This is a genomic window from Aristaeella lactis, assembly GCF_018118585.1.
Classification (GTDB): domain Bacteria; phylum Bacillota; class Clostridia; order Christensenellales; family Aristaeellaceae; genus Aristaeella; species Aristaeella lactis.
On the sequence record NZ_CP069421.1, the window covers coordinates 677,022 to 690,560 of the forward strand.

Consider the following 13,539-nt stretch of genomic DNA (forward strand, 5'->3'; position numbering starts at 1 on the left):
TTTCATTTCTGTTTATTTTGTAATATCCTGGCCGGTCAGCTGCTTCCAGAAGCTCCGGATGGTCTGCTGGTTTGCCACACCGTATTTGGGATCGTTTTTCTGCGCTTCTGACATATCCCGGAGGAAATGGACACACAGATGGCCGTTGAAATCATTATTCTTGATTCCGCCCGAATCATGGGGCATATCATGGGTGGAACCAATCGTCCAACGTCCGTCAGGCAGTTTCACATAAACCGCCTTCTGATTCCAGGTATTTATCCCGCCGAAAGCGGTGACCATGGTACGCGTGTCCTGCGAGGTCAGTGGTTCGCAGTCGCAGTGACGGCCTCGGGACATGACCCGCAGTGTCCAGTTCAGGCCCGTTGACGGATCGCAGATCAGGAGATACTGTCCGTTTGAGATGGAGGGTTTCACATCGTTGAACCAGTGCATCAGCTGCACAGAGGAAAGGGAGGGAATGGACATCCTCGCGTTGATATCGGAGGGCGTGTCAGCCGGCTTCGGCGTTGCGGTGGGAGCCGGAGTTGCAGCGGGAACTGGTGTTGTGCTGACTTTTGTACCGTTTTTGACGGCTTTTTCCAGCGCTTCCAGTGTTTTTTTGCCTGCGAGGCCGTCAGCGGTCAGCTTCTGATACTGCTGGAAGGCAACGACAGCATTCAGGGTCAGATCGCCGAAATCACCGTCTGCTTTGCCTTTCAGGAAACCGGTGTCAATGAGAGCATTCTGGAGGATCTTTACGCGTTCTCCCTTGTCTCCGTAACGGATGGTATCATAATTGCCGCCGAAGAGTAAGCCGGCATTGGCTTTTGAAGCGGGTATCCGTGTCGCTGCCGTTCCGATGGTCGGGGTGGTCGGCGGATCGGCATAAACGGTCTGCGGCACCGGGGTGGCAGAAGGGTTTTTGAGTTTGGCCGCGCTGTTGAGAGCCAGCTCACGCGTTTTTTCACCGGCCAGGCCGTCGGCTGTCAGTTTGTTTTTCTTCTGGAAGGCACGGACCGCGTTCTCGGTTTTATTTCCGAAGACACCGTCTGCTTTTCCGTCCAGGAATCCAAGGTCAATCAGCGCCTGCTGCAGCTGACGCACTTCCTCGCCTGAGCAGCCGTTATAGAGGGTGGAAGCTTCATAGGCCAGAGCGGGGGATAAAAACAGCATGATAAGGCATCCGGCAAGACACAGCCGAATCAGAGCCCGGGCAGAAAAACGATGCTTTCTCATGACAATCTCCTTCCGATACGTTATGCATCTGAAACAGGCATGCTAATTTTAGCAGACATGTTTCAAAATGTAAAGAAAGTGTTACGATAAATTAACGAAACGGAAATAACATACATTCCCCGGAAACTTTTTTCTTTTCGCAAAATGTGCTATATTGATGAAGAAAGAAGGGAAAGGAGAACAGACGAACCATGAGAAAGATCGGCGTATTAACCAGCGGCGGTGACAGCCCTGGAATGAACGCGGCGGTGATGTCTGTTGCACGAAGCGCCGCGATGTACGGCATTCCGCTGATCGGCATCAAGCGCGGATATAACGGTCTGCTCCGGAAAAGCGCAAACCTGAAGGATGACATGCAGGAGCTTACGCTGGAACTGGTACTCGATATCGCGGATGATCCAGGTACTTATCTTCGTACGGCGCGATGCCTGGAATTCAAGGAAAAGAAATACCAGGAAAAAGCTGTAAAAACGCTGAAAAGCATGCAGATCGACGGCCTTGTTGTGATCGGCGGAGACGGAAGCTTCCGGGGAGCACAGGCCCTGTGCGACCTGGGAGTACCCTGTATCGGCATACCCGGCACCATAGACAATGACCTGCCCTATACGGAAATGTCCCTGGGCTATGACACGGCTGTCAACGTCTGCGTGGAAGCGATCCGTAAGATCCGGGCAACCTCCCGCAGCCATGACCGGCCTGCCGTTGTGGAGGTGATGGGACGCCACTGCGGAGATATTGCCCTGACGGCAGCTGTTTCCACAGGCAGTGAGATTGTGGTGGTTCCTGAAGTGCCCTGGACGGTGGAAGGTGTGGCCATGCAGCTGCAGCGCCAGCTGAACCAGGGGAATTACCGGGCAACGATCGTTGTGGCGGAAGGCTGCTGGGAATCCATGGCACCTTTTGACCTGTACAACTTCCTGACATCCCGCGGAAAGCCCTGCTATCCGGAAGAACCTATGTCTGCGGTACGGTTTGCTTCCGTGATGAAACGCATGTGCGGCATGGTGGAGGCCAGGGCCAATGTGATCGGCTATGTTCAGCGCGGCGCTGAACCCACAGCACGCGACAGCGCGTTTGCTTTCGAGGCAGGCAACCTGGCGGTGCGCCTGCTGCGCGACGGTATCAGCAACCAGGTCATCGGCATGCAGAAGGGCAAAGTGTTCTATATGCCGATCGAAAAGGCACTTAAAAAGGAACGGTATTTCAACCGGCCGCTGTTTGACCTGGTCAATTCGCTGTAATCCTGTACAGCCGTATTGTGACGGGATAACCGGAACATATATAAAAAGAAAAAAAGAAAGAAAAGAATAGCTTGACAGGTGTCATACCGTTGTGGTAATATCCCTATGTTCTAAAGCAGAGGCTTGCCCGTCTCTCACCTTGCGCGGCTCACGCTGCCGGGTTATGGCGCTTTTCCGATCAGGATAAGATGATTCATGAGCGACGGGTCAACAGCCCGCCGCTCATTTTTGTAGGAGGTGCATGGACATCGCAACCGAACTGATGATCAATGAGGAAATCCGCGACAGAGAGGTTCGCCTGATCGACGAAAACGGTGAACAGCTCGGAGTCATGAGTACGCAGCAGGCACTGCAGCTTGCGGAGGAACGGGGACTTGATCTGGCCAAGATCCAGCCTTCAGCGGTTCCGCCTGTGTGCAAACTGCTGGATTATGACAAGTACCGCTATGAACAGGCAAAGCGGGAGCGGGAAAACCGGAAGAATCAGCGCGTTGTCGATATCAAGGAAGTGCAGCTGTCCGCCACCATCGAAGAAAACGATGTGAACACCAAGGCGAAGATGGCGATCCGCTTTCTGGAGAACGGCGACAAGGTTAAGGTATCCATTCGTTTCCGCGGCCGCCAGATCACCCACAGCGAAATCGGCCTTAAGGTCATGCAGGATTTTGCTGAACGGTGTAAGGATGCCAGCATGGTGGAACGCCGCCCGCTGCTGGATGGCCGTAACATGATCATGATCCTTGCTCCCAAAGCCGTTAAGGCTTCCTTTGCCGAAAGAAAGGCAAAGAGGGAGAATGCCGTCTCGAAAGAGACGAAGGAGTAAACCGTTGGAAGGAGGACAAAACCAATGCCCAAACAAAAGTCCCATCGCGGAGCTGCCAAACGCTTTTCCTTTACCAAATCCGGTATCGTAAGGCATAAGCAGATGAACGCCAACCATCAGGTGCGTCTGAAGACCACCAAGCGTACCCGTCACCTGCGGAACGCCGGTGTTGTTGACAACGCTGCTGAAGCCCGGACCATTCACAAGTTACTGCCTTACAAATAAGCCAATTCACCGGCAAGGAGGAAAACAAACATGGCACGCATTAAGAGGGCCGTTAACGCCCATAAGAGTCGCCGCAAGGTTATGAAGCTGGCGAAAGGCTACTGGGGAGCTAAATCCAAACAGTACCGCGCCGCGAAAGAACAGGTTGCCCGCAGCCTGCGTTACGCGTTCATCGGACGTAAACTCCGCAAGCGCGATTTCCGCCGTCTGTGGATCACCCGTATCAACGCTGCCGCCCGCCTGAACGGCATGAGCTATTCCACGTTCATCAACGGCCTGAAGAAGCAGAACATCGAAGTCAACCGCAAGATGCTGGCTGACCTGGCTGTGAACGATGCCGCCGGCTTTGCCAAGCTCGTTGAGATCGCCAAGCAATAATTGCAGTAAAAAAGCGCCTTCACGGCGCTTTTTTCATATCATTTCAGGGTTCCGTTCACAGCGGGATCCGTTGAGTCAATCCCTGTGAAGCACTCCGGAAACAATCCGGCGGTGCTTCTTTTTTCGCCCGCGGCTTCCAGGTGGGTCAGATCCCCAAGCTTGGTCATCCGGAAGGAAACTTCTCCGCGGATCCTTTCCTCCGTCACAATCTCTGTTACGGAAGACGGCAGGCAAAGCGTGTGGTGCCAGAGTACCATGGGAGAGACATCCGTGAGATAGGCCAGGACTGCCATGGAAATCCCGAAGTGGCAGAACAGGGCCAGGGTAAAATCTTCGTTCTGTTCACAGCGCCAGACAGGGCCGTCCTTGACATAGCCGTATCGTCCCAGCAGTTCATCAACCCCGTCCGTAGTCTGTTTCCAGATTTCCCGGACATCGCCGCCGGAAAAGGCAGGCGCGTCACACCAGGTGCTAATATCAGTCACGCCGGGAAAGGCAGTCCAGATCCGGGGCTTCACGTCCCATGCCACGATCCGGCGGACACCTGTTTCCGGATCCGGATAGGAGCCCGTGAATTCACGGAGCCAGGAAAGGGTTTCAGCATGGCGATTCAGTTTTTCAAGGGTATAGGCAGCGGTGTCCCGCGCACGGCCCAGGGGGGAAACGTAAAAATCGCGGATATCATAATGTATGAGGCGCCTGCTCAGGAGTTCAGCTTCCACACGCCCCTTCGGTGTGAGGGAATCCACGGTGTAATCAGGTTCCGCATGACGGATAAGAAGAATACGCAAATCAAAACACGACCTTCCGGTGAATCATTTCCAGGTGAATCCTATTGTATCTGTTCCGGAAGGCGCACGCAAGACAAACAGCAGAGATAAAGCAGTGTTTTTCATTGGTTGACGGGTTTACGGATTGTAGCATATAATAAATAAGATATTGAAAAACAAGATGTGCCGACCCGTTCAAAATGGAGGGGACTTCCGTGCTGAAAAGACTGACGGCATTCCTGCTCGTGCTGGTGCTGCTGGTTTCCTGCATGCAGATTGTACAGGCGGAAAAAGTTCAGACGCTCAAGAAAGGTTCACGGGGGGCTGCTGTGAAAACACTGCAGACGGCCCTGAAGGACCTGGGCTTTTACAATGGGAAAATTGACGGTGTTTTCGGAAAGGGAACGCGGAACGCTGTCAAAGCTTATCAGCGGAAAAACGGGCTGAAGGCTGACGGCGTTGCGGGACCGAAAACCCTTGGGAAGCTCTATGCCAAAGCGGATGATGACACGGCGGAGACGCCCTCGTCCGGATCGGATTTACCGACTGCAGCGGATCCGGCGACCGGTCTTGTCATCCTTCCGGATGAGGTGAACAGCTTCCTGCAGTCCGTTCAAAGAAACAGCGGCGCTGCATGCGGCACGCTTGTGCTCTCCAAAGAGGGAAAAACATTCCTCACATGGTCTTTCGGAGGCGTTGACGAAGATACCTGCTTCAGGATCGCCTCCATTACCAAATGGGTGACGGCGATCGGCCTGATGACGCTGTTTGACCAGGGAAAGCTTGACCTGGACAAGGATATCAGTTCCTATCTCGGCTTCAAAGTACGGAATCCGGCTTTTCCGGATACGCCCATTACAGCCAGGATGCTCCTGACCCATACATCGTCCCTGTCAGCGGATGCGTCAAACTACCATCCGGACTGGGGAAGGATCGGGAAAAAAGGATATGACCCGATCTTTGATGAATCCGTCGAACCGGGAACCGTTTATATGTACGCGGATTATAACGGGGCGCTGTTCGGATGCCTGATTGAAGCCATCTCCGGCAAAAGCGTACAGAACTACCTGAACCAGAAAGTGTTTAAGCCCCTTGGACTGACCGCAGCCTATTCCCCGAAATTCCTGCCGTCAGGAACGAAGACAAAGGATCTCCTGAAAACAAACGGAAAGGTGCAGATATCCGTACAGAAGGACAGGAACCGGACGTATAACAACAAGGCTGATCCGAAGGGGAACAACGGATATACCGTGGGGAAACTGTATATCAACGCGGAGTCCCTGACAAAGCTGGCGCAGATGATGCTCAACGGCGGAACACTGAACGGGGTCCGGATCCTGAAAGAAGAAACGGTCAGGCTGATGGAGGCCGACCAGCCGCTGACGGCGGAAAGCCGGTACGGCCTGAGCACGGTCCGGCTGACTGGATTTGACCGGGGCACCTGGTACGGACACCAGGGCCGGTACAGCGGATTGTCATCGAATATCTATTATCAGCGGGAAACGGGAATTACCATGGCGCTGATCATGAACGGATATGACTGGAAGCTGATCGACAACGTGGTGCAGCCGGCTGTGAGCATCCTGACGAACATGGAAAAGCTGGAAACCCTCTGCATCGGGAAAACAACAGGAAACTGAAGCCGGGACTCCATTGACAGCAGTCAATTAAGTATAAAGGAGTGAAAGCATATGTTCAGATTCTGGGGAGACGGCTCGCAGGAAGCCATGGACCTTGTCAATGCCATCCGGGTACGGAGCACAGAGAATTTCAACTGGACTTTCATTTTTATCCTGTCTGTTGTTTTTTATGTCTACTGGACCGAGATCCAAAAGAAAAATACAGAAGTTGTGTGTGCCGGCCTGGCTCTTTACGGTGTGCACTGGCTGTATGAAATCTGCAACGCGGTGATCGGCAAACTGGCCGGCTATCCGCTGTGGTCTGTAAGCAACGAATCCACAACCTTCATTCTCCTGATCGGTGTATGCTGGGAGCTTTCGATGATGTTTTCCATCGCGGGAATGATTTCCTTCAAGATGCTGCCGCAGGACCGGACAAAGAGATACTTTGCACGCAACGGCAAAGGGGGTATTTCCTGCAAGCTGGCCGGGGCACTGGAGATGGCGCTGCTGTTTGCGCTGGTGGAATCCTTCCTGGCAGGGACAAGCAACCATTCCTTCATCTGGGTTTACAAATGGTGGGGCGTGATCCCGGTATTCATCACGACCTATATTCCTTTCTTTATCGCAAGCAACTATGTTCCGGACCTGGAGCCGCGGAAACGTACGAGGTTCCTGGCGGTCCTGTGGGGACTTGTTGCCCTGCTGCTGATTATCCTGATTCCCCTGGGAATCATCTGAACCGGAGTAAACGATGTGCGGACGTTATGTTATCGAACCGGTGGATCCGGCTATCCTGGAAATGATCCGGGAAATCAACCGGACCAAACTGGCTGAGCTTTTCAGCGCGGCGAACCAGCCGCCGATTACACAGGGCGGGGAGATTGTCCCCTCATCTGTGGTTCCGGTTATTGCAAGCAGCAAAACCGGCGAGCGGAAGGTGTTCCCGATGAAGTGGGGATTCAGCCAGCCTTCCGCGGCCGGACGATCCGGGACGCTGCTGATCAATGCCCGGTCTGAAACAGCCGCCGAAAAGCCGACCTTCCGGGAAGCTTGGCAGAAACACCGGTGTGTGATCCCTGCTTCCGGCTATTACGAATGGGAGCATGACGCGAAGAAAAAACCGGGACAGAAATACAGGATCCATCCCGCCGGAAAAGACCATGTCTGGCTGGCCGGACTATACAGGATGGAAGCGGGAATCCCTGCTTTTGTTATCCTGACCAGGCAGGCGGACGATTCGCTGGCCTGGATGCATGACCGGATGCCCCTGATGCTTCCGGAGGAGGATGTAGGACAGTGGATCAATCCGGAAACAGAACCGGAATCCATTGTGCGGAAGTGCCTGACCCAAATGCTCTGGGAACAGGCAGTATAAGGATAAAACATCAGACAGCGGAGTGTGATACCCATGCCATGGTACTGGATCCTGATTATCCTGTCCGCCATATTCGGTCCCTTTGAAGCGATGCACGCCCTGAACAAGGCCAGGCAGAACCGGCTTAAGGCGGAACGGAAACAACAGGCAGGGGAAGGAAAAACGGAAATACAGGAATGAACTATGTATATCTGCTGAGATGCGGGGATGGCAGCCTCTACTGCGGGTGGACAACGGACCTGGAAGCCCGCGTGGAACAGCACAGTCTGGGCCGGGGAGCCAAATATACCAGGTCCAGGCTGCCGGTAAAGCTGGTATGGTATGAAACCTATGAGGACCGGCACGAGGCGCTGAGCCGGGAATGGCACATCAAGCACATGAACCGTGAACAAAAGCTCAAACTGATTTCCGGCGCGGCGGAAGGGAAAACCGTGCCGGACAGGGAATAAAGAAGGAAAACGCCGGGAATGCGGCATGAAAGGGGGCGGCAGGAAATGACGGATATTATTTCCTACCGCCTTTCTGCTACAGGGATGTGGGGCTATTCCTATTACCTGGGCAGCGAGAAAATCGGGGAAACGACCTGCCAGATCAGCACTTCCTCCACAGTACGCGTGACCGGTGAGGATATCGCCTGGTACAGCCAGTTCAAGATCGATACGGATATAGTGCCGGGCGTCAGCAGGAGAATCAAGGATAACCTGACGGGAGAGGAACTGTACCGGATCATCTTCTGGCAGCCGGGACTTTATGAGTTTTCCGCCCGTACGGATACAGGCGGCTGGTCCATGACCGTTGAGGAACGGAACGGGATGTACATGTTCGGAAGGAACGGGATGCCGGTATCAGCGATTACGGAGAGAATTACGGAAACCGACTGGATTCCGCCGACAGGACTGCAGGTGGAACCGGCTTTCCAGACCCGTTTTTTTGAACAGGAGGACAGTCCGGGATTCATGATGATGGTCCTGTCCTTTCCGGCACTGAAAATGATATAAACGGGAAGCGAGGGGGCTGACAGGAGCCAGCCCCCTTTCTGAATGCAGAAACGCATCCCGCGGGCCTGATCCATGCCGGACAGAACGCGGGAAGAATAAAGGAGGAACCTGACCATGGGCGTATTTTCCAGGTATCATCGTTTCCGTGAAGCAGGCGAAGAGGCAAACGTGAATAATGTTCAGATGTTTGGGGAGCCTGCGCTTTCCCTCTTCACCACAACAAAGGTGTTCACCCTGCACCACCATATCGATATTACAGATGAACAGGGCAGTATTGTATACCAGGCGGACACCAAATTCCCGTCCATTCATGACAAGACGGATATCAGGGATGCGGAAGGCAGGCATGTTGCCCATATTGAACGGAAACTGATGACCCTTCATGAGCGTCACAATGTCACCATGGCGGATGGCAAAAAGTTTGAGATGTCCAATGAACTGTTTCACCTGGTGAAGGATATTACGAACATCGAAGGACTGGACTGGCAGCTGCGGGGAAATATCGCGGGACTGAACTTTGAACTCTATGACGGGCAGGACAGGGTGATCGCCGTGATCGGCCAGAAGATGCTGTCCATGCACGACAAATACTGCATTGACCTGTATCAGCCTGAGTTCCAGGATATCACCATCGCGATTCTCGTTACGCTTCAGCATATGATCAAAGACCGGGCGGCCGCCGCTGCCGCTTCTTCATCAGGCAGCTATTCTTCCGGAAATTAAAGGCGTCCGGCCGCCTGCAGGAAAAATCTTGACATCGATGATTCCTTAGATTTATGATTATAAAAGTACGTACAACCGGAGGAACTGCGATGAAAACAGGTGCCTTTGTGACCGGAATATATCCGAATTACCTGGCTGAAGCCGGGATCAGTGACAGGGAAGCGGCGGAAAAAGTCAGTCAGGCTTTTGAGACGATTTTTTTTGATCCGGAGGAAAACTTCTGCCATCATACGGATGAGGATGCCTGGTGTATGGTTGATACCGGCAATATTGACGCACGGACAGAGGGCATGAGCTACGGCATGATGATGTGCGTGCAGATGGACCGGAAAGATATCTTTGATAAGCTGTGGACCTTTTCGGAGCGTTATATGCTGCTGAAGGATGGTCCCAACGCCGGCTATTTCCGCTGGTCAGTCCATATTGACGGTTCTCCGAATTCTGACGGACCGGCACCGGACGGGGAAGAGTATTACGCCATGGCGCTGTTCATGGCCGCCGCCCGGTGGGGAGACGGTGAAGGCAGCTTCAACTATACCGCACGGGCCCGGGAGATCCTCCGCCATGCTGTTCATCAGCATGAGATGACTGAGGGCGGACAGCCTATGTGGGAACCGGAAAACGGCTATATCCGCTTTGTTCCCGGAATGAAGATTTCAGATCCCAGCTATCACCTGCCTCATTTCTACGAGCTGTTTTCCCTGAAGGCCGATGAGGAAGACAGGGAGTTCTGGAAATACGCGGCGGAGCAGAGCAGGAAGTATATTGCACTCTCTGCGGATCCTGTTACCGGATTAAGCCCGGAATACGCCGATTATGACGGAAAGACCGTGCTGCTGTTCCGGAAACCTTGGGTATATTATTCCGATGCCTACCGTGTGGCTGAAAATATCGCGCTGGACTGCGTCTGGTTCGGGGAGAATGAGACCCTGGCGGAAATCGAAACGCATATACAGGACTTTTTCGGCACGCAGGACATGAACGACCTTCGCGCCTACGAACTGGACGGCAAAGCGCAGAGCGAACCGGCCATGCATCCGACAGCGATCCGCGCTGTACTTGGCGCAGCCTCCATCGCCAGCCGTTCTGAAAACCGGCTTCGTTTCCTGAAGGAGTTCGCTGAGCTGCCGATGCGGAAAGGCGTCCGCCGGTACTATGACAACTGTCTGTATTTCTTCTGTCTGCTGATGCTGACAGGCAACTATAAAATCTATCTTTGAGGAGGTTCCCCATGATCTATTACGTAAGTGCAAATGCCCCCCGGGAAGGCAACGGATCCAAAGAAATGCCCTTCAGGCGCATCAATGACGCGGCCAGAATCGCGGTGCCCGGCGATGAAGTCATCGTGGCTCCGGGTATCTACCGTGAGTACGTCAATCCCGTGAACGCCGGTACCGAGGAGAAACGGATCACTTACAGAAGTGAAAAGCCCCTCGGAGCAGTCATTACCGGTGCTGAACTGCTGACGGGATGGAAAAAGGTCAAGGGAACAACCTGGACCGCACGGGTGAACAACGGCATATTCGGGACCTACAATCCCTATAAGGAAGTCGTATGCGGAGACTGGTATTTTTCTCCTGTGATCCGTCATACCGGATCGGTCTACCTGAATGACGCAGCGATGTACGAGTGCTCCTCCCTGGAGGAATGCGAAGCCGGCAAACCGGATCCCCACGCCTGGACGCAGGACGAGGCGAAATACCTGTGGTATACGGAGCAGGACGGAGAGGAAACCGTACTGTACGCCAACTTCCACGGAAAGGATCCCAACAAGCAGAAAGTGGAGATCAGCGTCCGCCGGAACTGCTTCATGCCTGACAAGACCGGCATCGGATACATTACCGTAAGCGGCTTCCTGATCACCAAGGCAGCCACAACATGGGCGCCGCCGGCTGCATACCAGGACGGCATGATCGGACCGCACTGGTCCCGGGGATGGATCATTGAGGACTGTGAAGTCAGCAACAGCCGCTGCTGCGGTATCTCCCTGGGCAAGTACCTGGATCCGGAAAATGATATGTATTTCTTCCACAAGAAGGTAAAGAGCCCCACCCAGATGGAGCGGGACGCGGTCTGCCGCGGACAGTATCACGGCTGGCTGAAGGAAAAGGTGGGCGGCCATATCATCCGGCGCTGCAACGTGCATCACTGCGAACAGACCGGTATTGTCGGCCGTATGGGCGGCGTGTTCTCAACGATCGAGGACTGCCATATTCATCACATCTGCAACAGCCAGCAGCTTGGCGGCGCGGAAACCGCCGGCATCAAACTGCATGCTGCGATCGACGTGACGATCCGGCGCAACCATATCCACAACTGTATTATGGGCGTATGGCTTGACTGGGAGGCACAGGGTGCCCGCGTCAGCCAGAACCTGATGCATGACAACTGCCGGCCGGAAGGACGAGAACAGGCCCGCGGAGCGATGTTCTCCACCGATATCTTTGTGGAGGTCGGCCACGGCCCCACGCTGATCGACAATAACGTGCTGATGAGCCCGGTCAGCATCACGATCCCCTCGGAAGGCATTGCCTGTGTGCATAACCTGATCCTGGGCGGCTTCAGCCTGATCAACAGCGGCGTGGACAGCGTGGTGAACGGACAGCGGGAGCCCCGGTATACGCCCTATCACATCCGCCACCGGACGGAGGTGGCAGGCTTTATGACCATTCTGCACGGAGATGACCGGATCTACAACAACCTGTTCATCCAGGCCTATCCGATCCAGGACAAGGAAAGGAAGCCCACGGACGCTGAATACCAGACTGTGGGCACGGCGCCCTTTGATATCTTCCCGACCTACGAAGAGTGGTTCGCTCCTTTTGTTCCCGGCGCGAAACCCGATATGGGCGCCCTGGCCAAAGTCCATTTCGGTCATCTGCCGGTATGGGTTGAGGGCAACGCCTACTTCAACGGGGCGACTGTATGCAAGCATGAAAAGCATAAGCTGTTGGACAAACGGTCCAAGGTGACGATCGCCCTGGAGGAAAAGGACGGGAAGTACAGCCTGAAGACCAATGTGTACGCGAAGCTGAAGAACTTTAAAGACGGAATCATCTGCACAGAGACACTGGGAAAGGCCTTCGAACCCGAACAGCGGTTCGAAAACCCGGACGGAACGGATATCGTGTTTGACCGTGACTACTTCGGCAATCACCGCGGAACCGAAACCATTCCCGGACCTTTTGCCAGTGCTGAAGACGCGGAAAAGATCCTGTACTGAGACAATAAAACCATGAGAAAAGCCCCCGCTGATGCGGGGGCTTTTGGTATGCCCGGCAGGATTCGAACCTGTGACCTTCAGAGTCGGAGTCTGACACTCTATCCAACTGAGCTACGGGCACTCAACGCGGGATATTTTATCCTTTTCGGGACAGATTGTCAAGGCTTGGTTTTCAGGATAATCCAGTAAAAACGGGGCACAAAGGATCTTACACGCGTTTGCGAAGGGTTCCGCCGATCTCAAAGGCGGTGGTGTCTCCGATCTTGCCGCAGAGACGGTATTCGCTGTCCTTCAGGATGCGGTGCAGGGTCACAACGTGACCGGGAAGCACTTCGTGATTGTAGTTCAGGATGATATGCTCCGGTTCGTATTCCGTCATGATGTCAACCCCCAGCGTGTTGCAGAGCCAGTCCGCGTAGCGGGTGTTGTTAACGTGGCCGTTGACGTCCAGGTCGGTATAGACCGGACGGTATTCGCTGACAAATTCTTCTCCCTGGAGATTGCCGACTGTGGCGGGCAGGTTCATGGGAACAGAAAGATCCTTGTTGTCCGGGATCAGCTTTCCGACATCCCCGGGCGGCAGCATACGGCGGGTAGCCACATCCAGCAGGAGCCAGAGGGTACCGGCCTTGCCGATCATTTCGCCATGGGCATCCGTAAAGATATAGTACCTGGGGAAGAAGCAGATCCGGGTCGGGGTCGGGAAGGTATGGACTGTAATCTGCTCACCGACAGAGGGATAACGATCCATGTGCAGCTCGCACCGGGCGATCACCCAGACCATATTTTTCCTGATCAGTTCATCCCGGCCGCAGCCGAGCAGAATGCTGTGGGCGCCGGCGGCATCCTGCATGGTTTCCAGAATGGCACTGGGACGCCATTTTTCATTCAGGTCGCAGTCCCTGGGCCGCAGGGTAAAAGTTTCATCATAGGTGTTATACAT

16 protein-coding genes and 1 tRNA gene are annotated in these 13,539 nt (G+C 54.2%); 13 read left to right on the top strand and 4 right to left on the bottom strand.

Annotated features, from left to right (window positions below; all coding sequences use genetic code 11):
- Positions 1–12: 12 nt before the first annotated feature.
- Positions 13–1,155, bottom strand: a complete 1,143-nt coding sequence (locus JYE50_RS03160; RefSeq protein WP_283399138.1) for a peptidoglycan-binding domain-containing protein — start codon at positions 1,153–1,155, stop codon at positions 13–15.
- 254 nt (positions 1,156–1,409) lie between these two features.
- On the opposite strand from JYE50_RS03160, the gene JYE50_RS03165 reads away from it, so the two are divergent.
- The 4 genes from JYE50_RS03165 (at position 1,410) to rplT (ending at position 3,885) form a co-directional block, all read left to right on the top strand.
- Complete coding sequence (locus JYE50_RS03165) at positions 1,410–2,459, top strand: 6-phosphofructokinase (RefSeq protein ID WP_084094369.1); 1,050 nt, start codon at positions 1,410–1,412, stop codon at positions 2,457–2,459.
- A 241-nt stretch (positions 2,460–2,700) separates the two neighbouring features.
- Entirely contained in the window at positions 2,701–3,282 is a 582-nt protein-coding gene (gene infC, locus JYE50_RS03170; protein WP_084094371.1) for a translation initiation factor IF-3, read from the top strand.
- Between the two features lie 24 nt (positions 3,283–3,306).
- A complete protein-coding gene (rpmI, locus tag JYE50_RS03175; RefSeq protein ID WP_084094373.1) occupies positions 3,307–3,507 on the top strand; it encodes a 50S ribosomal protein L35 in 201 nt (66 codons plus the stop codon).
- A gap of 30 nt (positions 3,508–3,537) precedes the next feature.
- Positions 3,538–3,885, top strand: a complete 348-nt coding sequence (gene rplT / locus JYE50_RS03180) for a 50S ribosomal protein L20 (protein WP_084094375.1) — start codon at positions 3,538–3,540, stop codon at positions 3,883–3,885.
- Between the two features lie 38 nt (positions 3,886–3,923).
- On the opposite strand, the gene JYE50_RS03185 is transcribed toward rplT, so the two are convergent.
- On the bottom strand, positions 3,924–4,676 hold the full coding sequence (locus JYE50_RS03185) for a histidine phosphatase family protein (RefSeq protein ID WP_084094376.1): 753 nt from the start codon (positions 4,674–4,676) through the stop codon (positions 3,924–3,926).
- Positions 4,677–4,870: 194 nt separating this feature from the next.
- Here JYE50_RS03185 and JYE50_RS03190 point away from each other — a divergent pair, with 194 nt between their 5' ends.
- The 9 genes from JYE50_RS03190 to JYE50_RS03230 all read left to right on the top strand — a co-directional run bounded on the left by JYE50_RS03190 (position 4,871) and on the right by JYE50_RS03230 (position 12,596).
- Complete coding sequence (locus tag JYE50_RS03190) at positions 4,871–6,295, top strand: serine hydrolase (RefSeq protein WP_179138178.1); 1,425 nt, start codon at positions 4,871–4,873, stop codon at positions 6,293–6,295.
- A gap of 51 nt (positions 6,296–6,346) precedes the next feature.
- Positions 6,347–7,015: an AF_1327 family membrane protein gene (locus tag JYE50_RS03195; protein WP_084094379.1), complete on the top strand. Its 669-nt coding sequence runs from the start codon at positions 6,347–6,349 to the stop codon at positions 7,013–7,015.
- 13 nt (positions 7,016–7,028) lie between these two features.
- The gene (locus JYE50_RS03200) at positions 7,029–7,652 is read left to right on the top strand and encodes an SOS response-associated peptidase (RefSeq protein WP_084094380.1); all 624 of its coding nucleotides are present in this window, start codon (positions 7,029–7,031) and stop codon (positions 7,650–7,652) included.
- 33 nt (positions 7,653–7,685) lie between these two features.
- Positions 7,686–7,832 carry a hypothetical protein gene (locus JYE50_RS03205; protein ID WP_179138179.1) on the top strand — a complete coding sequence of 49 codons (147 nt, stop codon included), beginning with the start codon at positions 7,686–7,688 and terminating at the stop codon, positions 7,830–7,832.
- Positions 7,829–8,101, top strand: a complete 273-nt coding sequence (locus tag JYE50_RS03210) for a GIY-YIG nuclease family protein (protein WP_084094382.1) — start codon at positions 7,829–7,831, stop codon at positions 8,099–8,101. The genes JYE50_RS03205 and JYE50_RS03210 overlap by 4 nt, the downstream gene beginning before the upstream one ends.
- 45 nt (positions 8,102–8,146) lie before the next feature.
- Positions 8,147–8,650: a hypothetical protein gene (locus JYE50_RS03215; RefSeq protein ID WP_143763479.1), complete on the top strand. Its 504-nt coding sequence runs from the start codon at positions 8,147–8,149 to the stop codon at positions 8,648–8,650.
- A gap of 114 nt (positions 8,651–8,764) precedes the next feature.
- On the top strand, positions 8,765–9,373 hold the full coding sequence (locus JYE50_RS03220) for an LURP-one-related/scramblase family protein (RefSeq protein WP_084094385.1): 609 nt from the start codon (positions 8,765–8,767) through the stop codon (positions 9,371–9,373).
- Between the two features lie 89 nt (positions 9,374–9,462).
- Positions 9,463–10,593 carry a family 8 glycosyl hydrolase gene (locus tag JYE50_RS03225; RefSeq protein WP_084094387.1) on the top strand — a complete coding sequence of 377 codons (1,131 nt, stop codon included), beginning with the start codon at positions 9,463–9,465 and terminating at the stop codon, positions 10,591–10,593.
- An 11-nt stretch (positions 10,594–10,604) separates the two neighbouring features.
- Complete coding sequence (locus JYE50_RS03230) at positions 10,605–12,596, top strand: right-handed parallel beta-helix repeat-containing protein (protein WP_084094389.1); 1,992 nt, start codon at positions 10,605–10,607, stop codon at positions 12,594–12,596.
- Between the two features lie 44 nt (positions 12,597–12,640).
- Here the strand turns inward: JYE50_RS03230 and JYE50_RS03235 are convergent.
- Together JYE50_RS03235 and JYE50_RS03240 are read right to left on the bottom strand one after the other, a co-directional pair.
- Positions 12,641–12,717 (bottom strand) — tRNA-Arg (locus JYE50_RS03235).
- Between the two features lie 87 nt (positions 12,718–12,804).
- Positions 12,805–13,539 (bottom strand): acyl-[acyl-carrier-protein] thioesterase, encoded by a 735-nt coding sequence (locus JYE50_RS03240; RefSeq protein WP_084094392.1) that lies wholly within the window; start codon positions 13,537–13,539, stop codon positions 12,805–12,807.

Excerpts from the sequence above, each read along its gene's own strand:
- JYE50_RS03160 (WP_283399138.1), bottom strand. The coding sequence starts at position 1,155 with ATGCTGTTTTTATCCCCCGCTCTGGCCTATGAAGCTTCCACCCTCTAT.
- JYE50_RS03165 (WP_084094369.1), top strand. The coding sequence starts at position 1,410 with ATGAGAAAGATCGGCGTATTAACCAGCGGCGGTGACAGCCCTGGAATG.
- infC (WP_084094371.1), top strand. The coding sequence starts at position 2,701 with ATGGACATCGCAACCGAACTGATGATCAATGAGGAAATCCGCGACAGA.
- rpmI (WP_084094373.1), top strand. The coding sequence starts at position 3,307 with ATGCCCAAACAAAAGTCCCATCGCGGAGCTGCCAAACGCTTTTCCTTT.
- rplT (WP_084094375.1), top strand. The coding sequence starts at position 3,538 with ATGGCACGCATTAAGAGGGCCGTTAACGCCCATAAGAGTCGCCGCAAG.
- JYE50_RS03195 (WP_084094379.1), top strand. The coding sequence starts at position 6,347 with ATGTTCAGATTCTGGGGAGACGGCTCGCAGGAAGCCATGGACCTTGTC.
- JYE50_RS03200 (WP_084094380.1), top strand. The coding sequence starts at position 7,029 with ATGTGCGGACGTTATGTTATCGAACCGGTGGATCCGGCTATCCTGGAA.
- JYE50_RS03205 (WP_179138179.1), top strand. The coding sequence starts at position 7,686 with ATGCCATGGTACTGGATCCTGATTATCCTGTCCGCCATATTCGGTCCC.
- JYE50_RS03210 (WP_084094382.1), top strand. The coding sequence starts at position 7,829 with ATGAACTATGTATATCTGCTGAGATGCGGGGATGGCAGCCTCTACTGC.
- JYE50_RS03215 (WP_143763479.1), top strand. The coding sequence starts at position 8,147 with ATGACGGATATTATTTCCTACCGCCTTTCTGCTACAGGGATGTGGGGC.
- JYE50_RS03220 (WP_084094385.1), top strand. The coding sequence starts at position 8,765 with ATGGGCGTATTTTCCAGGTATCATCGTTTCCGTGAAGCAGGCGAAGAG.
- JYE50_RS03225 (WP_084094387.1), top strand. The coding sequence starts at position 9,463 with ATGAAAACAGGTGCCTTTGTGACCGGAATATATCCGAATTACCTGGCT.
- JYE50_RS03230 (WP_084094389.1), top strand. The coding sequence starts at position 10,605 with ATGATCTATTACGTAAGTGCAAATGCCCCCCGGGAAGGCAACGGATCC.
- JYE50_RS03240 (WP_084094392.1), bottom strand. The coding sequence starts at position 13,539 with ATGTATAACACCTATGATGAAACTTTTACCCTGCGGCCCAGGGACTGC.